Annotated in this window: 20 protein-coding genes and 1 tRNA gene; 10 read left to right on the forward strand and 11 right to left on the reverse strand. The window is 71.3% G+C overall.

Going from position 1 to position 21,542, the window contains the following annotated elements; all coding sequences use genetic code 11:
• Positions 1 to 27: 27 nt before the first annotated feature.
• The 3 genes from CLV30_RS05225 to selD form a co-directional block, all read right to left on the reverse strand.
• Positions 28 to 435, reverse strand: coding sequence for a four-helix bundle copper-binding protein (locus CLV30_RS05225; protein WP_106536384.1), 408 nt, complete (start codon positions 433 to 435; stop codon positions 28 to 30).
• A 71-nt stretch (positions 436 to 506) separates the two neighbouring features.
• Positions 507 to 950 carry a CBS domain-containing protein gene (locus CLV30_RS05230; protein ID WP_106536152.1) on the reverse strand — a complete coding sequence of 148 codons (444 nt, stop codon included), beginning with the start codon at positions 948 to 950 and terminating at the stop codon, positions 507 to 509.
• A 190-nt stretch (positions 951 to 1,140) separates the two neighbouring features.
• Complete coding sequence (selD, locus tag CLV30_RS05235; protein ID WP_106536153.1) at positions 1,141 to 2,151, reverse strand: selenide, water dikinase SelD; 1,011 nt, start codon at positions 2,149 to 2,151, stop codon at positions 1,141 to 1,143.
• Between the two features lie 61 nt (positions 2,152 to 2,212).
• On the opposite strand from selD, the gene CLV30_RS05240 reads away from it, so the two are divergent.
• The 3 genes from CLV30_RS05240 to selB all read left to right on the forward strand — a co-directional run bounded on the left by CLV30_RS05240 (position 2,213) and on the right by selB (position 5,454).
• Positions 2,213 to 2,308: transfer RNA gene (locus tag CLV30_RS05240), tRNA-Sec, on the forward strand.
• A 151-nt stretch (positions 2,309 to 2,459) separates the two neighbouring features.
• A complete protein-coding gene (selA, locus tag CLV30_RS05245; RefSeq protein ID WP_240723229.1) occupies positions 2,460 to 3,695 on the forward strand; it encodes an L-seryl-tRNA(Sec) selenium transferase in 1,236 nt (411 codons plus the stop codon).
• Position 3,696: 1 nt separating this feature from the next.
• Positions 3,697 to 5,454: a selenocysteine-specific translation elongation factor gene (gene selB / locus CLV30_RS05250; RefSeq protein WP_106536155.1), complete on the forward strand. Its 1,758-nt coding sequence runs from the start codon at positions 3,697 to 3,699 to the stop codon at positions 5,452 to 5,454.
• Between the two features lie 46 nt (positions 5,455 to 5,500).
• Here the strand turns inward: selB and CLV30_RS05255 are convergent, their stop codons facing one another.
• The gene (locus tag CLV30_RS05255) at positions 5,501 to 6,073 is read right to left on the reverse strand and encodes a TetR/AcrR family transcriptional regulator (RefSeq protein ID WP_106536156.1); all 573 of its coding nucleotides are present in this window, start codon (positions 6,071 to 6,073) and stop codon (positions 5,501 to 5,503) included.
• A gap of 99 nt (positions 6,074 to 6,172) precedes the next feature.
• Here CLV30_RS05255 and CLV30_RS05260 point away from each other — a divergent pair, with 99 nt between their 5' ends.
• On the forward strand, positions 6,173 to 7,060 hold the full coding sequence (locus tag CLV30_RS05260) for an SDR family NAD(P)-dependent oxidoreductase (protein ID WP_106536157.1): 888 nt from the start codon (positions 6,173 to 6,175) through the stop codon (positions 7,058 to 7,060).
• On the opposite strand, the gene nrfD is transcribed toward CLV30_RS05260, so the two are convergent.
• From nrfD to fdh, 3 genes are read right to left on the reverse strand one after another with little or no spacing between them, the layout of a single operon-like run.
• Complete coding sequence (gene nrfD, locus CLV30_RS05265) at positions 7,061 to 8,017, reverse strand: NrfD/PsrC family molybdoenzyme membrane anchor subunit (RefSeq protein WP_205740653.1); 957 nt, start codon at positions 8,015 to 8,017, stop codon at positions 7,061 to 7,063.
• Positions 8,014 to 8,910: a 4Fe-4S dicluster domain-containing protein gene (locus CLV30_RS05270; protein ID WP_106536159.1), complete on the reverse strand. Its 897-nt coding sequence runs from the start codon at positions 8,908 to 8,910 to the stop codon at positions 8,014 to 8,016. The genes nrfD and CLV30_RS05270 overlap by 4 nt, the downstream gene beginning before the upstream one ends.
• The gene (gene fdh, locus CLV30_RS05275) at positions 8,907 to 12,137 is read right to left on the reverse strand and encodes a formate dehydrogenase (RefSeq protein ID WP_170119629.1); all 3,231 of its coding nucleotides are present in this window, start codon (positions 12,135 to 12,137) and stop codon (positions 8,907 to 8,909) included. Before fdh ends, CLV30_RS05270 begins: the two co-directional genes overlap by 4 nt.
• A gap of 128 nt (positions 12,138 to 12,265) precedes the next feature.
• Between fdh and CLV30_RS05285 the strand changes: the two genes are divergently transcribed.
• Complete coding sequence (locus tag CLV30_RS05285; RefSeq protein WP_129710931.1) at positions 12,266 to 12,601, forward strand: hypothetical protein; 336 nt, start codon at positions 12,266 to 12,268, stop codon at positions 12,599 to 12,601.
• Between the two features lie 244 nt (positions 12,602 to 12,845).
• Here the strand turns inward: CLV30_RS05285 and CLV30_RS05290 are convergent, their stop codons facing one another.
• Positions 12,846 to 13,727, reverse strand: coding sequence for an alpha/beta fold hydrolase (locus CLV30_RS05290; protein ID WP_106536163.1), 882 nt, complete (start codon positions 13,725 to 13,727; stop codon positions 12,846 to 12,848).
• A gap of 116 nt (positions 13,728 to 13,843) precedes the next feature.
• Here CLV30_RS05290 and CLV30_RS05295 point away from each other — a divergent pair, with 116 nt between their 5' ends.
• Complete coding sequence (locus CLV30_RS05295) at positions 13,844 to 15,799, forward strand: AfsR/SARP family transcriptional regulator (RefSeq protein WP_106536164.1); 1,956 nt, start codon at positions 13,844 to 13,846, stop codon at positions 15,797 to 15,799.
• A gap of 34 nt (positions 15,800 to 15,833) precedes the next feature.
• On the opposite strand, the gene CLV30_RS05300 is transcribed toward CLV30_RS05295, so the two are convergent.
• Positions 15,834 to 16,166 carry a hypothetical protein gene (locus CLV30_RS05300; RefSeq protein ID WP_106536165.1) on the reverse strand — a complete coding sequence of 111 codons (333 nt, stop codon included), beginning with the start codon at positions 16,164 to 16,166 and terminating at the stop codon, positions 15,834 to 15,836.
• Positions 16,167 to 16,640: 474 nt separating this feature from the next.
• Here CLV30_RS05300 and CLV30_RS05305 point away from each other — a divergent pair, with 474 nt between their 5' ends.
• The 3 genes from CLV30_RS05305 (at position 16,641) to aac(3) (ending at position 19,005) form a co-directional block, all read left to right on the forward strand.
• Positions 16,641 to 17,150: a hypothetical protein gene (locus CLV30_RS05305; protein ID WP_106536166.1), complete on the forward strand. Its 510-nt coding sequence runs from the start codon at positions 16,641 to 16,643 to the stop codon at positions 17,148 to 17,150.
• Positions 17,147 to 18,076 carry a nucleotidyl transferase AbiEii/AbiGii toxin family protein gene (locus CLV30_RS05310; RefSeq protein ID WP_106536167.1) on the forward strand — a complete coding sequence of 310 codons (930 nt, stop codon included), beginning with the start codon at positions 17,147 to 17,149 and terminating at the stop codon, positions 18,074 to 18,076. The genes CLV30_RS05305 and CLV30_RS05310 overlap by 4 nt, the downstream gene beginning before the upstream one ends.
• Positions 18,077 to 18,189: 113 nt before the next feature.
• On the forward strand, positions 18,190 to 19,005 hold the full coding sequence (gene aac(3), locus CLV30_RS05315) for an aminoglycoside 3-N-acetyltransferase (protein WP_205740651.1): 816 nt from the start codon (positions 18,190 to 18,192) through the stop codon (positions 19,003 to 19,005).
• A gap of 32 nt (positions 19,006 to 19,037) precedes the next feature.
• Here aac(3) and CLV30_RS05320 read toward each other — a convergent pair whose 3' ends face one another.
• Together CLV30_RS05320 and CLV30_RS05325 are read right to left on the reverse strand one after the other, a co-directional pair.
• Positions 19,038 to 19,646 (reverse strand): TetR/AcrR family transcriptional regulator, encoded by a 609-nt coding sequence (locus tag CLV30_RS05320; RefSeq protein ID WP_165358528.1) that lies wholly within the window; start codon positions 19,644 to 19,646, stop codon positions 19,038 to 19,040.
• A gap of 25 nt (positions 19,647 to 19,671) precedes the next feature.
• The gene (locus CLV30_RS05325) at positions 19,672 to 20,550 is read right to left on the reverse strand and encodes an oxidoreductase (protein WP_106536170.1); all 879 of its coding nucleotides are present in this window, start codon (positions 20,548 to 20,550) and stop codon (positions 19,672 to 19,674) included.
• Positions 20,551 to 20,723: 173 nt separating this feature from the next.
• Here CLV30_RS05325 and CLV30_RS05330 point away from each other — a divergent pair, with 173 nt between their 5' ends.
• A complete protein-coding gene (locus CLV30_RS05330; RefSeq protein WP_106536171.1) occupies positions 20,724 to 21,530 on the forward strand; it encodes a class I SAM-dependent methyltransferase in 807 nt (268 codons plus the stop codon).
• The last annotated feature ends 12 nt before the right edge of the window (positions 21,531 to 21,542 follow it).

The raw sequence follows: 21,542 nt of genomic DNA on the forward strand, positions 1-21,542 counted from the left end.
ACGCGGCGCGTCCGTCGGCCACGCCCGTCACCCGAGCGCCGACAGAAGGGCCCGGCACGCGTCGTGACAGCGCCTGCAGGCCTCGGCGCTCAGGCGGCAGTGCTCGTACGCCTGCGCATGCCGGTCACACTCCTCCGCGCACGAGTGACAGGCCTGCGCGCAGGCCCGCACCAGAGCCCGGACGGTACTCGTGTCGTGCCCGGTGTGCCGCGACACCGCCCGCGACGTCGCCGCGCAGGCGTCGGCGCAGTCGAGGTTGGTCCGGATGCAGGAAGCCAGCTGCGTCACCTGGGGCTCGGCCAGGCACGCGTCCGCGCACGCGGTACACGCCTGGGCGCACTCCGCGGCCGCCGTGATGCACTCGGCCAGCAACGTGCGGTCGGCGGTGACATCGGTGGGAAAGCTGTCGATCATCGCTGTCGCTGTCGACTTCATGGCTTCCATGGCTGCCTTCTTTCGGCCGGCGGCGGATCGTGCGCGGCGCCGGGTCACCGGCGACGGTGCGCTCAGCTGCGCGAGCCGCTGCGCTGAGCGCCGTCGCTGGACAACGCCGTGACGAGTCCGGTCAGCTGGTCGGAGTGCAGCGTGTGGGCCAGGTCCGACAGCGCGATGATGCCCACCAGGCGGTCATCGTCGATCACCGGGAGCCGCTTGACGCCGTGCTCGGTCATCGTCGTGACGACCTCGTCGACCGAGTCGTCGGCGCCGGCCGTGACCGCCTCGTCCTGGTTGAGGTCACCGGCCGGGAAGTTCCACGCGTCGCGCCCCTGGGCGACCACCTTGATGACGATGTCGCGGTCGGTCACCACGCCCTTGATCCGCCTGTCCTTGCCGCAGATCGGTAACGCGCCGACGCCCTGCGTGGCCATCATGCGTGCCGCTTCGCCGGCCGTCTGGTCGGTCTGGACGCATTCCGCGCCCACTGTCATGACATCTCGTGCGACCGTCATCTCGGCCTCCTCGATTCGCAACGGACAGCCCGGAGCAGGTGCACGGGTCCGGCCGCCCGCTCCGTGCAACGTTCTCTTCGGCCGCTACCCGCCTCGGCGGGGGCGGTAAACGCGCGGCAGTGCACGCGGTGCGGTCAACGCCCGCGCGGCACCCGCCGGCTACGGACGTGCCCTGCGCCGACCGGCGCCGTCAGCGGACCACGACCGTCACGCCGTCCGGCCGTGCCGGCACCAGCTCACCCACGACCGGGAACCCCGGCAGCTCGCCCGCCACCAGCAGGCCGCCGGACGTCTGCGCGTCGGCCAGCAGTACCAGGTCGTCGTCGCTCACCCCGGAGTGCGCGAGGGACGGGCGCACCCACTCGAGGTTGCGGCGGGTGCCCCCGCTGACGTAGCCGTCGGCCACGGACCGGGCGGCAGCGTCGAGGACGGGCACCCGTGCGGCGTCGATCACCGCCGTGACGCCGCTGGCCCTGGCGAGCTGGTGCAGATGGCCGAGCAGGCCGAACCCGGTGACGTCGGTCGCGCATCGCACGCCCGCGTCCAGCGCGACGCGGGACGCCTGCGCGTTCAGCGTCGCCATGGTGGCCACCGCCTCGGCGTACGTCTCCCCCGTCGCCTTGTGCCGGTTGTTCAGGGTCCCGACACCGACGGGCTTGGTGAGCGTCAGCGCGTCGCCGGCGCGCCCGGCGTCGGCGCGCATGAGCCGGTCCGGGTCGGCGACGCCGGTCACCGCCATGCCGTACTTCGGCTCGGGGTCGTCGACACTGTGCCCGCCCGCGACGTGGCAGCCGGCCAGATGCGCGACGTCGCGCCCGCCGCGCAGCACCTCCTCGACCAGCTCGTACGGCAGCACGTCGCGGGGCCAGCCGAGCAGGTTCAGCGCGACCACGGGTGCGGCGCCCATCGCGTAGACGTCCGACAGCGCGTTCGCCGCGGCGATGCGGCCCCAGTCGTAGGCGTCGTCGACGACCGGGGTGAAGAAGTCCGTGGTCGCCACCAGGGCCTGGCCGCCGGCGATCCGGACCACGGCCGCGTCGTCGCCCGGGTCGAGACCGACGAGCAGCTCGCCGGTGGCACCGGCCGGATCGGCGCCGGCCAGGCCGGCCACCACCGACTCGAGCTCTCCGGGCGGGATCTTGCAGGCGCAGCCTCCGCCGTGTGCGTACTGGGTCAGCCGGGTGGCAGTGGAGATCGTCATGCCCGGAACTTCTCCGATGACGCCCCGTTTACACGTCGGGCGTGCGGATAAGTTCGAGAACGGAGGCGTTCAGGCGGCTGGTGCCCCTCCCGGTCTTCAAAACCGGTGTGACCCGGTACCCGGGTCAGGCGGGTTCGATTCCCGTCCGCCTCCGCCAGCATGCGGGAGGTGACGTGCGCGACCTACAGCCGACCGGCGGAAAGCCGCCGGACCAGTCGGCGGATCAGCCGCCGAATCAGTCGTCGGATCATCGACGTAGGATACCTCGCACGGACGACGTCCTGGCAGATCCGCGTCTCGATGCGGCGATGTCGGCACTCGGCCGCGACACTGTCAAACGCTGCGTCGTGCGCGCGCAGGACCGGGCCCGGCAGGGCACGATCGACGTCGACGCCGTCACCGAGGACGCGGTCGCCGCGCTGCCCGCGCACGCGACGTCGCTGCGGCGGGTGGTCAACGCCACCGGTGTGGTCGTGCACACCAACATCGGCCGCGCTCCCCTGTCGGACGCGGCCGTCGACGCGGTGCGGGTCGCCGCCGGGCACACCGACGTCGAGTACGACCTGGCCTCGGGGCAGCGGGCCGGGCGCGGCGCGGGCACCCTGGCCGCGCTCGCCGGGGCGGTGCCGGCGGCCGAGAGCGTGCACGTCGTCAACAACGGAGCCGCCGCGCTGAGCCTGGCCGCGACCGCCCTGGCGCAGGGGCTGGAGATCGTGGTCAGCCGCGGCGAGATGGTCGAGATCGGCGACGGGTTCCGGCTGCCGGACCTGCTGTCCTCGACCGGGGCGGCACTGCGCGAGGTGGGCACCACGAACCGGACGTCGATCGACGACTACGCCGCCGCCGTCGGCCCGCGCACGGGCTTCGTCCTCAAGGTCCACCCGTCCAACTTCGTGGTGCGGGGTTTCACCTCCTCGGTGCCGGTGCGTGAGCTCGCCGGGCTGGGCTTCCCCGTGGTCGCGGACATCGGATCCGGCCTGCTCCGCCCGGACCCGGAGTTGCCGGACGAGCCCGACGCCGCCACCACGCTGCGCGCCGGCGCGGCGCTGGTCACCGCGAGCGGGGACAAGCTGCTCGGCGGGCCGCAGGCCGGGCTCGTCCTCGGCCGGGCCGCACTGGTCGACCGGCTGCGCCGGCATCCGCTCGCGCGGGCACTGCGGGTGGACAAGCTCACGCTGGCGGCGCTCGAGGCGACGCTGCGGGGCCCGGCACCTCCGGTGTCGCGGGCGCTGCAGCAGGACACCGCCGGTCTGCACACCCGCGCGTGGGCGCTCGCCGAGTCGCTGCGCTCGGAGGGCGTGCCGGCGGAGACGATCGAGACGGTCGGCAGGGTCGGCGGCGGCGGTGCCCCCGGCGTGGAGCTGCCGTCCAGGGGTGTCGCCGTCGACGCCGCGCTGGCGCCAATGCTGCGTACGGGCCGGCCGCCGGTCGTCGGGCACGTCGAGCGAGCGCGCCTGGTGCTCGACCTGCGTTGCGTGCCGCCGGAGCAGGACGACGCCGTGCGGAACGCGGTCGTCGCGGCGGCCGCACGGCGGGAGGGCTGACGTGCACGTCGTCGCCACCGCCGGGCACGTGGACCACGGCAAGTCGACGCTCGTGCAGGCGCTCACCGGGATGCAGCCGGACCGCTGGGCCGAGGAACGCCGCCGCGGGCTCACGATCGACCTGGGGTTCGCCTGGACGACGCTGCCGACGGGTCCCACGGTCGCGTTCGTCGACGTGCCCGGACACGAGCGCTTCGTGCCGAACATGCTCGCCGGCGTCGGCCCGGTGCCCGCGGCGCTGTTCGTCGTCGCTGCCGACGAGGGATGGATGCCGCAGTCGGCCGAGCACCTCGCCGCGCTGCACGCCCTCGACGTGCGCCACGCGGTGCTGGCAGTGACCCGCTGTGACCTCGCCGACCCGGAGCCCGCAGGCCGCGCGGCCCAAGCCGAACTGGCCGGCACGTCCCTCGGCGGCGACGTCGAGACCGTCGCGGTCGCCGCGCCCGCAGAACACGGCCTCGACCGGCTGACCGGCGCGCTCGACCGGATGCTGGCCCGGCTGCCGGCCGCCGACCCCGACGCGCCGGTGCGGCTGTGGGTCGACCGGTCGTTCACGGTGACCGGTAGCGGGACCGTCGTGACGGGCACGCTCGCCGCCGGCCGGATCCGGGTGGGCGACGAGCTCGAGCTCCCGGGGCGCCGTCGCAGCACCGGGGTCCGGGCTGTGCAGTCACTGGGCCACCCCGTCACCGAGGCGGACGCCGTCGCACGCGTGGCGGTGAACCTGCGTGGCGTCGAGGCGGGCGAACTGCGCCGCGGCGACGCGGTCCGCACACCCGGCCGGTTCCGCCCGAGTGAGCTGGTGGACGTCCGGGTGCACGGTGACCCCGCCGGGACACTGCCCGGCACGATCATGCTGCACGTCGGCTCGGCGGGGGTACCCGTGCGGGTGCGCCCCCTCGGCACGGACACCGCGCGGCTACGGCTCGACCACAGCCTCCCGCTGCGCGTCGGCGACCGCGGTCTGCTGCGCGACCCGGGCGCGCACCACGTCAGCGGCGGCGTGACCGTCCTCGACGTGTCGCCGCCACCGATGACGCGCCGGGGCGCCGCCGCGGCCCGCGCGGACGTGCTGGCCGGGCTGGACGGCCGCCCGGACGAGCGGTCCGAGCTGCGCCGCCGCGGCCTGATCCGCCGGGCCGACCTGGAGCGGATGGGCGTGCCGGTGACCTCGGCACCACTGACCGGCGACTGGCTGGTCGACGACACGCTCTGGGCAGAGGTTCGTGCCCGGCTCCCGGCAGTGGTCGACGAGTGGCGGGCCGGGCACCCGCTCGAGCCCGGACCGCCGGTCGACGTCGTACGGCAGGCGCTGGGGCTGCCGGACCGCGCGCTGGTGCACGCACTCGTCGAGCCGCCACTGACGATGAACGACGGCCGCGTCGTGCGGGCGTCCGACGCCGCCGACCTGCCGCCGCACATGACTGATGCGCTCGAGCAACTCCGGGCTGACTTACGCGAACACCCGTTCGTCGCGCCGGACCACGCCCGACTGACCGCACTCGGCCTCGGCCCCGCGGAACTCGCGGCCGCCGAGCGGGCCGGCGCCCTCGTGCGGGTCGCCCCCGGCGTGGTGCTGCTGCCGGAGAACATCGCCGAAGCGGCCGCCGAGTTGGCCTTGCTCCCCCAGCCGTTCACCGTGGCCCGGGCGCGCACAGCACTCGCCACGACCCGGCGCGTGGCCGTCCCGTTGCTCGAACACCTCGACCAGGCCGGGCTGACCCGTCGTCTGCCCGACGACCGCCGCCAAGTCCCGTGACCGACAGGGATCAACTACCGCGCTGGCCGTAGCATATCCCTGTCGATCACCCGGCAGCGTTCTGCAGGTAGTCGAGCAGGTCGTCGACCAGTTCGTCCGGGCCGGCGTTGCCCTTGTCCGCGTCGGTCAGGTGCCCGGCGGACGCGAGGTCGGCGGCCCCGTGAGCAAGCGCGCGGAGTAACGACGCCAGCCGGACCGTGTCACCTGGCGGAAGCGCACCGGCCTTCTGGGCAGACGCGACGAGATCGACAAAGGTGGTCTGCGCCGACCTCGCGGCGTCGGCCAGCTCGTCGGAGTCGATCGTCCACCGCCCGAACACGAGCTTGAACCGTGCCGGGTACTGCAGCGCCCAGTCCACGTAGTCGTGCAACGCGCTGCGCAACGCCATCCGCGCCGAGCGCTGTCGCTGCATCGCCTCTGTCAGGGCCGCGTCCAGCCCGAGCAACTCCCTGGCCGCGACCGCCGCAAGCAGGGCCTGCTTGCCCGCGAAATGCTTGTACGGAGCGTTGTGCGACACCCCCGCCGCGCTGCCGACCTCGCGCAGCGTCACCGACTCGACCCCACCGGCGTCCAGGAGTCGGGCGGCCTCGTCCACCAGTGCCTCACGTGTACTGACCATTTCCACCCACCAGGTTGACGATGTCAACCGCGGCCGTTACGGTTGACATCGTCAACCTTAGCCCATCGGGCCTCGACATCCGTCAGCGAGGAGCTGCACATGCCGTCGACGACGAACGCGGTGGTCACCGGAGCCACCGCCGGCATCGGGGAGGCGATCGCCCGCAACCTCGCAGCCGCTGGGATGCGGGTCACCCTCGTCGCCCGCAACGACGACCGGCTCGCCCGTACCGCACACCGCATCCGGACCGAGGTGCCCGATGCCGACCTACGGCTCGAGCGTGCGGACCTGTCGCTGCTCAGCGACGTCCGCAGCCTCGCCGAGCGGTTGGCCGACCCACCGCCGGACGCCGTGGTCAGCAACGCCGCGGTCATGGCCGCTGTCGCCGATCGCACCGTGGACGGGCACAACCCGACCCTGGCGACGAACCATCTTGCTCCATACATCCTCCTGCGCTCGCTGATCAAGCCCATCGGAGACCGCCCCGCGCGGTTCGTCATAGTCGGCGGCTCGCCCGGCGGGCTGCGGGGGTCGCCCGTCGACGTCGACGATGTCGAAGCGAACGTCCGTCAAGGCCTCGGCAAGGTGCGCAGCCTCCAGCCGGTGCGGGGCTACGCGCGCACCAAGAACATGAACGCGATGTTCGTGTACGCCCTGGCCAAGCGGCTCGAGGGGACGGGAATCACGGTCAACGGCGCGCATCCCGGCATCATCAGGGGAACCCGTCTCGGCGCGGAGCAACTCCGCGGCGTGAACCGGGTCTTCGCCCTGACCTCCCAGCTGTTGTTCTCGCCTGGCGGCCCCGACGTCGGCGCCGACACGCCGACATGGCTGGTGACCTCCCCGGATGTCGATGGCGTCAGCGGGCGGTTCTTCGTGAAGCGGCGGGCAGTCTCCACCGCCCGGCACACCACCGACCCCGCGCGTTGTGACCGGCTCTGGGACGAGACCGCACGTCTCGTCGGGGAGCCGGCAGGCATCCGCTGATCACCGCTCGGCCGCGACGAATGCCGCGGTCACCGGCTGCGAAGCGCGCTCGTTGAGCCGTTCGCGCTGCGGGACCACTGTGTACTTCGGGTCCTTGGCCGAGATCATGCCGGCTTCGAAGACGCCGAAGCGGGTGCACAACGACCCTGCGAGCAAGGCGGCCCCCGAGAGCGCGCCGGCCAGCCTACTGCGGCGGCCGAGAACGGCGCCGGCGGCACCGGCCACGGCCAGCGCCTGGCCAGCGCGCATCCACCGGGCCGGACGGCCCTGCTCGTAGGGCTCGGCCAGCATGCCCAGCCGCGACGTCATCCGCCGCTCGGCGGCCAGTTCGAGGCCGGTGCCGACGGTCGCCATCGCCCGGGCCGGACCGGCCTGGGCGGGTGGCACGGCCGTCAGCGCCGCTCCCGCCCCAGCGATCAGTGAGCCGCCGGCGAACATGAACGGGAGCTCGCGGCGGCCCTCGTGCCAGGCGGGCACCGCCGTGTCGGCGACGAGGACGGCGGTGTAGGTCATCATCACCGGGCTCAGCAGCCCTGCGCCCGCCCGGGCGACGCGCGCGGGTCCGGGAAGCAGCCCGGTCACGGTGGACGCGGCGGCCGCTCCCGACATCGTGCCGAACACCGCCAGCACCCACGAACCGATGTTCAGCGGCGACGTCGGCTTGAACACGCGCAGCATGTTGAGGAAGCGCTCCGGGCGGCCGAGATCGTGGACCAACGCGACGGTGCCACCCGCCGCCGCGGCCGCGGACGTCACCCCCGACGTCCGTGCGAGTCGTGCCCTGCCGGTCGCCTCACCCAGCACAGCCATGGCCGACGACGCACCGGCCAGACCGCCGAGAAAGAAGTACACGGGCACGTCCGGCGTCTTCCAGGTGGGAGCCTTGATGACCGGCTGGCCGTAGTACGAGCGGAACTCGGCATCCGGCACCATCGCCTTCTCCGCACGCGGGCTCAACGCCGGCTCCCCAGGAACGCGGCCAGCACCGTGCCGGCTGCGACCGCCGCCGCGGCACCGGCGTCGCGCCACATGGACGGCAGATCCTTCGTGGTCACGACGGGGTCGGGCGGGAGCCCGTACACCTCCGGCTCGTCGAGCAGCAGGAAGAAGCACCCGTCGCCGCCGACACCGTCGTCGGGGCTCTCGCCGTAGAGCCGAGCCTGCGTGACGCCGTCGGCGCGCAGCTGCTCGACCCGTTGCTCCGCACGTTCCCGCAGCTCGTCGAGGGTGCCGAACTGGATGGAGTCGGTGGGGCAGGCTTTCGCGCACGCGGGCTCGAGCCCGTCACCCAGCCGGTCGTAGCACAACGTGCACTTCCAGGCGCGGCCGTCGTCCGGGCGTACGTCCAGGACGCCGTACGGGCACGCGGGCACGCAGTAGCCGCAGCCGTTGCAGATGTCCTCTTGCACGACGACGGTGCCGTACTCGGTACGGAACAGCGACCCCGTCGGGCAGACGTCGAGGCAGGCGGCGTGCGTGCAGTGCTTGCACACGTCGGACATCATCAGCCAGCGCACGTCCCGGTCGTCCTCCGCGGTCTCCTGCCCGCCGGGCGCGCCGACCGCGGGCATGCCCAGGTCGACCGGCTCGCGGCGCGGAGCCGCCTGCTCGACGAAGGCGACGTGGCGCCACGTGTTCGCCCCGAGGTCGCCGGTGTTGTCGTACGAGAGGCCCAGCAGGTCCGGCTCGCCACCCTCCGGCACGAGGTTCCACTCCTTGCAGGCCACCTCACACGCCTTGCAGCCGATGCACACGCTGGTGTCGGTGAAGAAGCCGACGCGCTGCGGATGGTCGTCGTATCCGGCCTGCGCCGCCACGTCGTCGACCGGGCCGGACAACTGGTGGTTCATGGGCTCTCCTCCGTCGCGATGCCCGCGCGTTCCTGGTACCTCTCGACCAGCCGCAGCAGTTCCCGCCCGCGTGGCCGGCGGCCGGGCCGGATGTCACACGTCGCCACCTTGGCCTCCTGGATGTGCACGTTCGGGTCGAGCACCACCGACAGCAGCTCGTTTCCGGCGTCCCCGGTGGACAGGCCGTTGGGGCCCCAGTGGTACGGGACGCCGACCTGATGCACCGTGCGTCCCTGCAGCTTCAACGGCCGCAACCGTTCGGTGACCAGCACGCGGGCCTCCACCGCGTTGCGTGCCGTCACGACCGTCGCCCAGCCGAGATGGGTGAGCCCACGTTCGGCCGCCAGCTGCGGCGACACCTCGCAGAAGAACTCCGGCTGCAGCTCCGACAGGTACGGCAGGAACCTGCTCATACCACCGGCGGTGTGGTGCTCGGTGAGCCGGTAGGTGGTGAACACGTACGGGAACACCGCGGACCCCGGGTCGGACGGTGGCGGGTGGTAGCGGTTGGCCCGGTGCCCGTACATCTGCCGCGTGGGGTTCGCCTGCTGGGTGTAGAGCACGTTGGTGAACGGTGACTCGTGCGGCTCGTAATGGGTGGGCAGCGGGCCGTCGACCAGCCCGGTCGGCACGTACAGCCAGGCCTTTCCGTCGGACTGCATGATGAACGCGTCCGTGCCCGCCAGCGCGTCCTCGGCTTTCGCGTCGGGCTCGGGCTCGAAGTCCGGCGGCTTGCTCGCCTGGAAGTCGGGAACGTCGTGCCCGGTCCAGCGCCGCTCGCCGGGATCCCACCACACGTAGGCCTTCCGCTCGCTCCACGGCCGGCCGTCCGCGTCGGCCGAGGCCCGGTTGTAGATGATCCGGCGGTTGGACGGCCACGCCCACGCCCACTCCGAGGCGACCCACGACTGCTCGTGTCCGGGCTTGCGCCGCGCCGTCTGGTTGACGCCGTCGGCGTAGCACCCGCAGTAGATCCAGCACCCGCACGACGTGGACCCGTCGTCGGTCAGCTCGGTGTAGGAGGACAACGGGGAACCGTCCGCACCGAACCCGTTGATCTCGCGTAGCACGGCGTCGGCGACCGGCTCGTCCATCGCACCTTCCACCGGGTAGTTCCAGGTCAGGTCGAGCACCGGCCGGTCGCGCCCGTCGGTGGAGCCGGCCAGCTTCTGCCTGATCCGATGCCCCAGGTGGTAGTAGAACCACAGGTCGCTGCGCTGGTCGCCGCGCGGCTCGACGGCGCGATGATGCCACTGCAACAGCCGCTGGGTGTTGGTGAAGGTGCCGTCCTTCTCGGTGTGCGCTGCCGCCGGCAGGAAGAACACCTCGGTGCCGATGCGCTCCGTCTCGAGCTCGCCGGTGTCGATCTCGGGACCGTCCTTCCAGAAGGTCGCCGTCTCGATCATCTGGAAGTCGCGGACGACGAGCCATTCGAGGTTGGCCAGGCCCAGACGCTGGAGCTTGGCGTTCGCCGACCCGACCGCCGGGTTCTCGCCGATGACGAAGTACCCCTTGACGGTGCCCTCGATCTGGTCGAGGACGGTGCGATACGAACCGTGGTCGCCGGTCAGCCGGGGCAGGTAGTCGAAGCAGAAGTCGTTCTCGGCCGTCGCCGCCGGGCCATACCACGCCTTGAGCAGGCTCACGACGTATGACCGCATGTTCCCCCAGAAGCCGGTGCTGCCCGCGTCCGCCTCGACGAAAGCCTCGAGGTCCTGGTTCGGGTGCGCGTGCGGCATCGGGATGTAGCCCGGCAGGATGTTGAACAGTGTCGGGATGTCCGTGGAGCCCTGGATCGACGCGTGCCCGCGCAGCGCGAGGATGCCCCCGCCCGGGCGGCCGATGTTGCCGAGCAGCAGCTGCAGGATCGCCGCCGTGCGGATGTACTGCACGCCGACGGTGTGCTGGGTCCACCCGACCGAGTAGGCGAACGCGGTCGTCCGGTCACGCCCGGAGTTGCTCGTGATCGCGTCGGCCACGCGGCGGAAGGTGTCCTGGCCGATGCCGCAGACCTGCTCGACGTGCTCCGGGGTGTAGCGCGCGAAGTGCCGCTTGAGGATCTGGTAGACGCAGCGTGGGTGCTGCAACGTCCGGTCCATGTGTGGCTTTGCCGCGAGCGTGGCACCCGCGGCACCGTGCGTGTCACCGGGCGTCGTCCGGCCGGCCCCGCTCTTCGGCATCTCCCGATGACCGGCGGCCGCGGCGGCCTGCGCGTCCTCGTACCCCCAGCTCTGCGGGTGATACGTCCCGGTCTGCGGGTCGTAGCCGGAGAACAGCCCGTCCAGGTCCTCGGTGTCCTGGAACCGCTCGTCGACGATCGCCGGCGCGTTCGTGTACGTGAGCAGGTAGTCGCGGAAGTCGAGCTCGTTCTGCAGCACGTGGTTGACCAGGCCGCCGAGGAACGCGATGTCGGTGCCGGCGCGCAACGGCACGTGCAGGTCGGCCAGCGCGGACGTGCGGGTGAACCGGGGGTCGACGTGGATCACCGCCGCGCCGCGGCGTTTGGCCTCCATCACCCACTGGAAGCCGACCGGGTGGCACTCGGCCATGTTCGACCCCTCGATGACGATGCAGTCGGCGTTCTGCAAGTCCTGCTGGAAGGTCGTGGCGCCGCCACGCCCGAACGAGGTCCCCAGACCGGGAACCGTGGAGGAGTGTCAAATGCGCGCCTGGTTCTCCACCTGGATCGCGCCGAGGGCGGTGTAGAGCTTCTTGATGAGGTAGTTCTCCTCGTTGTCCAGCGTCGCCCCACCCAGGTGCGAGATCCCCATGGTCCGACGCAGGAACCTGCCCTCGCTGTCGGTTTCCTGCCAGGTGCGCGCCCGGGTGTCGATGACGCGGTCGGCGATCATGTCGAGCGCGGTGTCGAGGTCGAGATCCTCCCAGTCCGTGCCGTACGGCCGGCGGTACCGCACCGTCGTCTCCCGGGACGGCGAGTTGACCAGCTGCTCGCTGGCCGCGCCCTTGGGGCACAGCCGCCCACGCGAGATCGGGCTGTCCGGATCGCCCTCGATCTGGGTCACGGCGTCGTCGCGGACGTAGACGTCCTGCCCGCAGCCGACGGCACAGTACGGGCATATCGACTTGACGACGCGGTCGGCGGTTCCCGTCCGCGCGGTGAGCTCGTCGCTGTGCCGCGACTTGCTCGCCGCGCCCCGGCCCAGCGGGTCGGAACCGGTGAGCTGTCGAACCACCGGCCAGTGGTCGATCCACGTCCTGCGTCCCACGGCGGCGCCTCCCGCGGTCGTCGATCACGTCTCGCCGGTGCCTTACCCGACGGGGGCCACGAGTAACGGGGCGCCGTCGGCGCCGACTCGACTGGCGATCTTCCGGATGTGTGTTCGATACTGTGCGTGTGGCTGGCATGACAGGGCGCGGACAACCACCGCACGTCCGCGCGCAACGGCGGGTGCTCAACAAGCACTGGCCCCGGCGTCCCCGCGACTTCCGCAAGCACCGGCCGGGCATCCCGGTCACCGCCCGCGTCGTGTGGGAGCGCGACGGCGAGGAGTACATCGACGCGACCGCCGTCAGGTGGGACACCGACCACGTCTACGTCGAGTTCGTCGACAACCGGCTCGGCGCCAACGGAACGTGGCTCAAACCCAGCGACATCTACCGCTCGACGCCCGAGAACGACGACCGCCCGGCCGATCCCCAGGCACCTCCGCACCCGCCCGCTGTCACCTGATAGTCGGTGTGTCACCTGATCGTCGTTGTGTCACCTGATCGTCCGGCCAGCGACGATCAGGTGACACGAAGCAGCGGAACCAGCAGGCCCCGCCACCACACTCGCACCTGATCATCTCCACCATCCGGACACGAAACGATCAGGTGACACATACCGACCCATGACGGTGTGGGCGTCACCTGATCGCCCAGCCGCTCGGGTGATCGCCCAGCCGCTCAGGCGCCTCGAGCGGCCGCGACATCAGTCACGGACGAGCGAGCAGGGCGCGCAGTTCCGCGGCGATCACCGTCGGAGCCTCCTCGGCCATGAAGTGGCCCGCGGCGAGCGTGCGGTGGTGCAGGTCCGGCGCCCAGGCGCGCCACAGCTCGCCCGCCTGGAACCCCAGCGCCGCGCCCCAGTCCTGCTGGATGACGGTCACCGGCATCGTCAGCTGGGCACCTGCCGCCCGGTCGGCTCGGTCGTGCTCGACGTCGATACCCGCCGAGGCGCGGTAGTCGGCGACGATCGACGGCACGGCCTCGCGGGATGCCCGGAGGTACTCCGCGCGCACGTCGTCGGGGATCGCCTCGGGCCGCTGCGCCCAGGCGTCGAGGAAGTGGCCGAAGAACGCGTCCGCGCTGTTCTCGATCATCCGCTCGGGCAGGCCGGGCGGCTGGGCCATCAGGTAGAGGTGGAAGGCGACGGCAGCGTCGGCGCCGTGCAGGACGTCCCACATGTCCGGCGTGGGCAGCACGTCGAGTGCGGCGAGGTGGCTGACGGTGTCCGGGTGATCCAGTCCCGCGCGCACCGCGACCAGCGCACCGCGGTCGTGCCCGGCCAGCGCGAACCGCTCGTGGCCGAGCTCGCGGGCCACGGCCACGATGTCCGCGGCCATCGTCGTCTTGGCGTAGGTGGCGCCGTCACGCTCGGGCGGCTTGTCGCTGGCTCCGTAGCCGCGCAGGTCCGGGCAGATCACCGTGTGCTCGGCGGCCAGGTCGGCCGCGACGTGGCGCCACATGAGGTGGGTCTGCGGGAAACCGTGCAGCAGCACGACCGGGCTGCCGGTGCCGCCGACGGCGACGTTCAGCGAAACGTCGCCGTCGACCGGGACGCGACGGTGGTCGAACCCGGGGATCGTCGGTGCCATGGTGTGTCTCCTTGCTCGTCGGTGCCTGACACGTCCCAGCCTCGTTGTGGCCGATGAGCGTCCGATCAGCGCTGTACGCTGGGCGGCGGCGTTGCATACGGAGGTGGGACGGGTCGATGCGGGTGGAGTTCGGCGTTCTCGGACCCGTCGTGGCCCGGGACGGCTCCGGTGCGGCCGTCGCGTTGCCCGGCCCGCGGCACCGGGCGGTGCTGGCCCGGCTGATCGTCGCGCGCGGGCGCGTCGTCCCCGTCGCACACCTCGTCGACGACCTGTGGGACGTTCCGCCGTCCGGAGCTGTCGGCGCCGTTCGCACCTTCGTCGCGGCCCTGCGGCGCTCCCTGGAGCCCGGGCGAGCACCGCGCGGTCCGGCACGGTTGCTGATCACCGACGGCCCGGGTTACGCACTGCGCGCCGAGCCGGACGCGGTCGACGCGTGGCGGTTCGAGGATGCCGTGACCTCGGCGTCGACGGCTGCGCCCGCACGCTCACTGAGCCTGCTGCAGGACGCGCTCGGCTGGTGGCGCGGGCCCGCGTACGCCGATTTCGAGCACGAGGTGTGGGCACGCACCGAACGTGCCCGGCTCGAGGAGCTCCGGCTGGTCGCGGTCGAACGGCTGGCCGAGGCCAGGCTGGCGCTCGGGCACGCCGCCGACGCGGTCCCGGACCTCGACGTCCATGCCGCCGAGCATCCGTGGCGTGAAGACGCCTGGCGCCTCTTGGCACTCGCGCTGTACCGGAGCGACCGGCAGGGTGACGCGCTGGCGGTACTCCGTCGAGCTCGTACCGCGCTGCTGGACCAGCTGGGCGTCGAGCCCGGTCCGCGGCTGCGCACGCTCGAGACCGACATCCTGCGTCAACGCGACGATCCGAGCAGTGCGGCCGGCGCCGACCGCGCGTGGGCGGACGCCGCGGCGGCCTACGACCGGACGGTGGCGACCGGCGCCCGCGCCCGGCTGGAGTCGACGGTCGGCCTGCTCCGCGGTCTCGCGGTCACCGGCGGCACCGGTCTCGAAGCCGCTCGCGCCCAGCGGCTCAACGCCGTCACCGCTGCCGAGCGTCTCGACGACGCCGACCTCACCGCCCGCGTCATCGGCGGCTACGACGTCCCCGCCATCTGGACCCGCTCCGACGACCCGGCGCAGGCGGCGCAGATCGTCGCCGCGGCGGAGCGGACGCTGGCGACGCTGCCTGCCGACGCGTCCGAGTCCACCAGGGCCCGGCTGCTGGCGACCGTCGCGATGGAGTCCCGCGGCACCCGCGGCGCCCGCGGACCGGAAGCCGCCCGGGATGCGGTTCGGCGGGCCCGTACCCTCGACGATCCGGCGCTGCTGGCGTTCGCGTTGAACGGGCAGTTCATGCAGACGTTCCACCGCACCGGGCTGGCCGCCGACCGCGACGACATCGGCACCGAGATCGTCACGCTCGCCACACGGCACGACCTGGTCTCTTTCGAGGTGCTCGGACACCTCATCCACGTCCAGGCCCGTGGCGCGCTCGGCGACGTCACCGGCGCGGACGAGCACGCCGCTGCCGCCGACCGGCTCGGCACGCGGCACGAACTCCCGCTCGTCGCCGTGTTCACCGGGTGGTACCGGGCGTTGCGGCTGGCCATGACCGGAGCGACCGCCGACGACGCCGAGGCGGCCTACCGCGACGCCGCCACCGGCCTGGCCGGCGCGGGAATGCCCGGCGTCGAGCACGGCATCCTGCCGCTGGCGCTGTTGTGCCTGCGGGTGTGGCACGGGCTGCCGGCGGACTTCCCCGACGACACCGACTGGGGCCCGTACGAGCCGTGGGCGCGCCCGCTGGTCCTGCACGCCCGCGGCCGTGCGGACGAGGCGGCCGCGGCGGTGCGGCACATGCCGGAGCCACCACCGGACCTGCTGCTCGAGGCGCTGTGGTGCCTCAGCGCCCATGCCGCCGTCGCCGTCGGCGACCGGGCGCTGATGGAACGCGCCCATGCACGACTGACGCCGGCCGCATCCGAGGTCGCAGGCGCCGGCAGCGGGATGCTCACCGTTGGTCCGGTGTCGCAGCACCTGGACGCGCTCGCCACCGCTCTCGCCGGGTGATCGTCAGGCGTCGCCTATCGGTAGTCCCTGACGATCACAGCGGCCCAGGCGGACAGATCCCCCAGCCGGATCCGAGGCCCGGGGAAGGCCTTCCGTCGAGGAACGCGTCGGCTTCCTCCTGTGTCCACCCGTCCACTTCTTCGATGTCGTGCCCCGTGTCTTCGGCTGCGACGTAGACGTCATCGAGATACACGAACGGCAAGCAGTCGGGCTCGCCGTCATGACCGATGTACACGTACGCCCAGTCCGTCAGTTCCCGCGGCGCTATGTCGCCGGACTTCAAGCGACGCAGCATGGCCGTGAGCGCAGCTCGCCGAGGACTGGCCCGGACGACGTCGGACATGGCGAGCTCCTCCATGGTGTCCACGATCAGAGGCTCGAGGACATAGGAGTAGTCGTCCGGTGACGCACGCTGCCGGGTTCCGCGTGGTCCATCCACTCGATCTCGGCCACGGAGACGATTCCGCGCATCCGGCACTGAACGCTCCCGAAACGTGGCGCGGGATTCCACTGGCGCCGCCGTTCCACCGCCGTGCCGCCGGACTCCAGGTTCCCGAGATGACAGCGTGCCGAGGCCGGCGCCAAGCCACCCAACCCTGTCGGACCGAAGGTGTACGACTGACGTCGATGGCCCATTGATCAACGCCCGCGGAGATGACCTAATGAACCACATTCGTATCAATAGTGATACGATTGCTCCATGTCTCGACGTACAGCGATGAGCCGAATGAGCTCATGGAGTTCGGAACAGTGGGGCATGGTGACTGCCGCACAAGCACGCCGCGTCGGAGTGTCAAGGGTTGATCTGAATCGGCTGATCGACGACGGAACACTGGAGCACGTGGCAGGTGCTGCCCGCGTCTACCGCCTCGCCGGCGCACCCGAGGACCCTGAGCTCGACGGGCTCCGTGCCGCATGGCTGCAGCTCGGAGCGTCACAACCCTGGGAGGAACGTATGGCCGCACCCGACGCTGTCGTGAGTCACCGATCCGCTGCCCACGTTCGCGGGCTGGGCGACCTCATCCCACAGGGGCACGACTTCTACGTGACCCACCGACGACGGCCGCGCCGCTCCGATCTGCTTCTGCGGGTACGAACGCGGCTACCCGCCGACATGTGGGAGATATCCGGTGGTCTACCGGTCTGCACCGTGGGCACGATCGTCCGTGACCTCCTCCACGATCACGAGGACGAATCCGCCGTCGCCCGAGTCGTGACTGACGCGCTACGTGACGGACTGATCGACAGCAGCGCGGTCACCAAAGCGGCACGCGGGCACGCCCGGACATACGGGTACTCGACCACGTCGGAACTCGTTGCCGCACTCGCCGCCGAGAACAGCCCGGCATGACAACGGCCGGTCTTCCCTACGCCAACGCCACCGCCTTCCGGACTGCACTCAAGGACAGACTCGCCGCCATCGCAACGACACAGTCGAACTACACCACCGACGAACTCCACCGCCAGTTCGCCTACGATCGTGCACTCGCGAGGATCTTCAGCTCCCAGGACGCGGACCGTTGGGTTCTCAAAGGCGCCGGTGCACTCCTGGCGCGGCTGGTGCACGCTCGCCACAGCAAAGACATCGACGTCTACTTCACCGAACAATGGGCCGAAGCCACCGCAGCCGTCGCCTCGCTGCGGAATCTGCTCGCTCGCGACCTCGGTGATTTCTTCGGATTCGAGATCACTCGCGTGACACCACTACAGGAAGAAGCCAAAGGCTCCCGTGTTCACGTGCAAGCCCGGCTAGGACCCAAGCCGTTCGCCACGTTTCACATCGACGTGGTCGTCAGGACGACCATGACCGGTCAACCCGATCTCGTGAACCCACTCACCCCGCTCGTTATGGACGGCCTCATCCGGCCGCAGTACCGTACGTTCCCGGTCACGGACCATCTGGCCGACAAGCTCTGCGCCATCGTCGCCGCCTACCAGGCCAGCGGCCGCGCCAGGGTGAGCACCCGGATCAAGGACCTCGTCGACATCGCCCTCATCGCCACAACCCAACGAATCGACGGATCCGCACTACGGACCGCCATCGTCCAGAACATAGCCGATCGCGGCCTGGAACCCCCCGACAGCTTCGTCGTGCCGGACCCACCCGTGTGGAAAACCGGCTATCCGAAGGTCGCGTCCGATGCACCGGTCGCGATCCCGGCGTACGACGAAGCAGTCAGGGTGGCTACGGAGCTGTTCACGCCCATACTCGCCGGCGTCAGCCTTGGATTCTGGGATCCGGCGAGCACCAGCTGGCTGTCCGCGAGGTCCCACTGACTCCCGTGCGGCACCGCACGGAGTCAGTCCGCCGCATCCGCCTCGGTGGATCCGTCGGGCGAACAGCGCCGCCGGCTCGGCGCCTGTCGGCGATGATCGGTGAGAATAGATCCGTGCACCGACAGTCGAAGTCCGACGTGCTGACCCGTTCGAGCCTCGCCGACGACCTTCGCGGGCTCGGGCTCGCCGACGGCGACGCCGTCATGATCCACGCGGCGTTCCGGCAGGTGGGCACTGTCCTCGGTGGGCCCGACACGCTCGTCGACGCCGTGCTGGACGTGGTCGGCGCCGAGGGGACGTTGCTGAGCTACCAGGACTGGGAGCTGAGCACCGACGTCTGGGACGACGACGGCCGGGTGATCGACGCCCTTCGCGAGCACGTGCCGCCGTTCGACCCGGCGACAGCGCGCCCGGCGCGCGACCACGGCGTCGTCGCGGCGACCGTCGGCACCCGGCCGGGCGTGCGCCGCAGCGGTAACCCCGGCGCGTCCGTCGCGGCCGTCGGTGCTCGCGCCGACGAGTTCACCGCCGCTCATCCGCTGGACTTCGGCTACGGCGAGGACTCGCCGTTCGCCCGTCTGGTCGCGTCCGGCGGACGGGTGCTGATGGTCGGCGCGCCGCTGGACACGATGACGATCCTGCACCATGCCGAGCACCTGGCGGACCTTCCCGGCAAGCGCCGCATCCATGTCGAGTACCCGCTCGCGACGCCGGCCGGCACCGAATGGCGCATCGTCGAGGAGTACGACACGAGCGCACCCGTCGTCGACGGCCCGCCGGACGACTACTTCGGGTTCATCGTCACCAACTTTCTCGCGACGGGAGACGGGCGCCGCGGCACCGTCGGCGCCGCCGACAGCGTGCTCGTCGACGCCGCCGGCATCACCTCGTTCGCCGTCTCCTGGCTCGAGGAGAAGTACGGACGCTGAGCGGCGGTCACAGTTCCCGGCTCCTCGCCCAGTCAGGTGAGCATCGCGATCAGGGTGTCGACGACGTCCGCACGTTCCGGCACCCCGTCCGTCGTCCCGACCAGCCATGGCTGACCCGCCCGCCAGGTGCAGCTACTCACCAGCATGAAGGCCGCCGTGTGGGTGTCGATGCCCGCACGGATGATGCCGGAACGCTGGAGTTCGTCGAGGTACTCGCCGATCAGCCGGACGCCGGTCTGCGGATTCCGGTCGGGATTCTCGCTGAGGTACTCGGTGACACTCGACCGCAGGTCGACGTCGGCCTGCGCCGCGAACATCACGACGATCGCGTGCTCAAGGAAATGTTCGACCGCGGTGGTGAAGTGGTCGAGGGTTTCGCGCAGGCTCTGCGCACCGATGCCTTCCTCGCGGATCTCGATCAGCGGCGCCAGTGCATTCTCGAAGATCGCCGACAGCAGGCCTTCGCGGTTCTTGTAGTGGTAGAAGATGCTGCCTTCCGAGACGCCGGCACGCGCGGCGATCTCTTTCGTCGCCAGCCGGGCGATCCCCTTCTCGCGGAGCAGATCGAACGTCGCGGCGCGGATGCGTTCGCGGCCTCCGGACGGCGGGCGCCCGCGTCGTGGAGCGTCGGCCGTGGTCATCGTTTCAGCATCGCAATCACGCCGGCTATCGCGTCGGTTCCATGGCATAGCGGACACCGGTGAGCAGTTCCGAGCGCTCCCACAACCCGGCCGCGAGTGCGGCGTCTCTCGACGCCCGGCTCGGACGGACCACTGTCGGATAGCCGCTGCGCTGCATGAATCCATCCGGCCCCACGCACGTGCCGCCGACGATGCCCGGCGCGGACGCCGCATACAGGACCGGCAGCGCGCCCATCTCGGGGCTCTGCGCCGGCCCACCGGCCAGGAGCTTGCCCTGCAACGACGCGTCGCGGCGCTGTCCCTCGGTCGCGGCCAGGCCGGGGTGAGCCGCCACCGACACGGTTCCGCGGCCCGCCGCGGCGAGCCGTCGCTGGAGCTCGTGCGCGAACAACACGTTGGCCAGCTTGGACTGCGCATAGGCCAGCCACCGCTGGTGGCGTCTGCGTTCCCAGTTCAGGTCGTCGCGGATCCTGCCGAGCATGTGCAGCCCGCTGTAGACGGTGACGACGCGGTTGCGCACCCGGTTCACCAGAAGGCCGGTCAACGCGAACGGGCCGAGGTGGTTGATGCCGATGTTCTGCTCGAAGCCGTCAGCCGTGCTGCCCTTCGGCGCCGCGATGACGCCGGCGTTGTTGATCAGCACGTCGACCTCGGTGTCCAGGTCGTCGGCGAACCTCCGCACCGACGACAGGTCGGCCAGGTCGAGCCGGCGCACCTCGGTGTCCCCGTCGACCGTGTCGGCCATCGCCCGGGCCTTGCCCGGGTCGCGGCACGCCATGATCACCTTCGCTCGTGCGCCGGCGAGCACCCGAGTGGCCTCGGCGCCGAGTCCGCTGTTCGCACCCGTGACGATCACCACGCGCCCGCGCTGGTCAGGAACGTCGCGCGCCGTCCACCCGGTCATGTGATGCGCTCCAGCGCGCAGGTCCGTCTCGAGTGCATGAGCGAACCCCTTTCTTGAGCGAGTACTCAATATAACAGTTTTCTGAGTCTATACTCAAGAAATCTGGAGGCTCCGGCAGATCGACTCGGCGGAAATCTTGAACCGCACTATCGGGAACCATTATCATCCTCTTTATGCCAGAGGACCGAGAAGCACGAATCCGAGCCTTCGACGCCGCCGCCACGGACTTCGAGCGTCTCGGGCACCACCTGTGGGACCCGATCGGGGCCGCCACCGTCGACGTCACCAGCCCTCGAGCGGGAGAACGCGTGCTGGACGCCTGTTGCGGCCACGGCGCATCCGCCGTCCCCGCCGCACGCCGGGTCGGCGCCGACGGCCTGGTCGACGCCGTCGACGTGTCCGCGCCGATGATCGATCTGCTGAACCGACGCGCCGACGGCATCTCCCAGCTGCGCGCCCGACAGGGCGACGTCACCAGCTGGCCCCGCGGCGACTACGACGTCGTCCAGTCCGCTCTGGGCATCTTCTTCTTCCCGGACATGGACGCCGGCACCGAGCAGCTCATCGGCCGCGCCCGCCCCGGCGGACGCGTGGGGCTGACCATCTGGCGCCGCGGCGCCATGGACGCCGCCGGCGACCACCTGCGTGCGGCCGTCGCCCGGGTCACCGGAACCGAACCGGCCGACCGGCCGGCACGACGCCCGATCGACCGGATCAACCAGCCCGACACGTACGAAGCGTGGCTGACCGAACGAGGACTCGCCGACGTCACCGTCACCGAACACGACCTGCGCATCCCCACGACGCCGGACGTGGCCTGGCTGATCGTCACCGGCTCCGGTTACGTCGCCGCGCTCGACGACCTCGGTCCCGACCAGGTCGAGGCCGTCCGCGACGCGTACCTCGAGTCACTTCGCCGGGACGGCGTCGACGAGATCGATGCGACGACGCTGATCGGTCTCGGCACCAGAGCTCACTGAGCCGGGCAGCCA

Source organism: Haloactinopolyspora alba (assembly GCF_003014555.1).
Classification (GTDB): domain Bacteria; phylum Actinomycetota; class Actinomycetes; order Jiangellales; family Jiangellaceae; genus Haloactinopolyspora; species Haloactinopolyspora alba.

What these genes read in the sequence shown, in the direction of transcription:
- CLV30_RS05225 (WP_106536384.1), bottom strand. Translation starts at nt 435, where the DNA reads ATGAAGTCGACAGCGACAGCGATGATCGACAGCTTTCCCACCGATGTC.
- CLV30_RS05270 (WP_106536159.1), bottom strand. Translation starts at nt 8,910, where the DNA reads ATGAACCACCAGTTGTCCGGCCCGGTCGACGACGTGGCGGCGCAGGCC.
- CLV30_RS05310 (WP_106536167.1), top strand. Translation starts at nt 17,147, where the DNA reads ATGACAACGGCCGGTCTTCCCTACGCCAACGCCACCGCCTTCCGGACT.
- selA (WP_240723229.1), top strand. Translation starts at nt 2,460, where the DNA reads ATGTCGGCACTCGGCCGCGACACTGTCAAACGCTGCGTCGTGCGCGCG.
- CLV30_RS05230 (WP_106536152.1), bottom strand. Translation starts at nt 950, where the DNA reads ATGACGGTCGCACGAGATGTCATGACAGTGGGCGCGGAATGCGTCCAG.
- CLV30_RS05295 (WP_106536164.1), top strand. Translation starts at nt 13,844, where the DNA reads ATGCGGGTGGAGTTCGGCGTTCTCGGACCCGTCGTGGCCCGGGACGGC.
- CLV30_RS05255 (WP_106536156.1), bottom strand. Translation starts at nt 6,073, where the DNA reads ATGGTCAGTACACGTGAGGCACTGGTGGACGAGGCCGCCCGACTCCTG.
- selD (WP_106536153.1), bottom strand. Translation starts at nt 2,151, where the DNA reads ATGACGATCTCCACTGCCACCCGGCTGACCCAGTACGCACACGGCGGA.
- CLV30_RS05290 (WP_106536163.1), bottom strand. Translation starts at nt 13,727, where the DNA reads ATGGCACCGACGATCCCCGGGTTCGACCACCGTCGCGTCCCGGTCGAC.
- CLV30_RS05330 (WP_106536171.1), top strand. Translation starts at nt 20,724, where the DNA reads ATGCCAGAGGACCGAGAAGCACGAATCCGAGCCTTCGACGCCGCCGCC.
- CLV30_RS05260 (WP_106536157.1), top strand. Translation starts at nt 6,173, where the DNA reads ATGCCGTCGACGACGAACGCGGTGGTCACCGGAGCCACCGCCGGCATC.
- CLV30_RS05325 (WP_106536170.1), bottom strand. Translation starts at nt 20,550, where the DNA reads ATGACCGGGTGGACGGCGCGCGACGTTCCTGACCAGCGCGGGCGCGTG.
- CLV30_RS05320 (WP_165358528.1), bottom strand. Translation starts at nt 19,646, where the DNA reads ATGACCACGGCCGACGCTCCACGACGCGGGCGCCCGCCGTCCGGAGGC.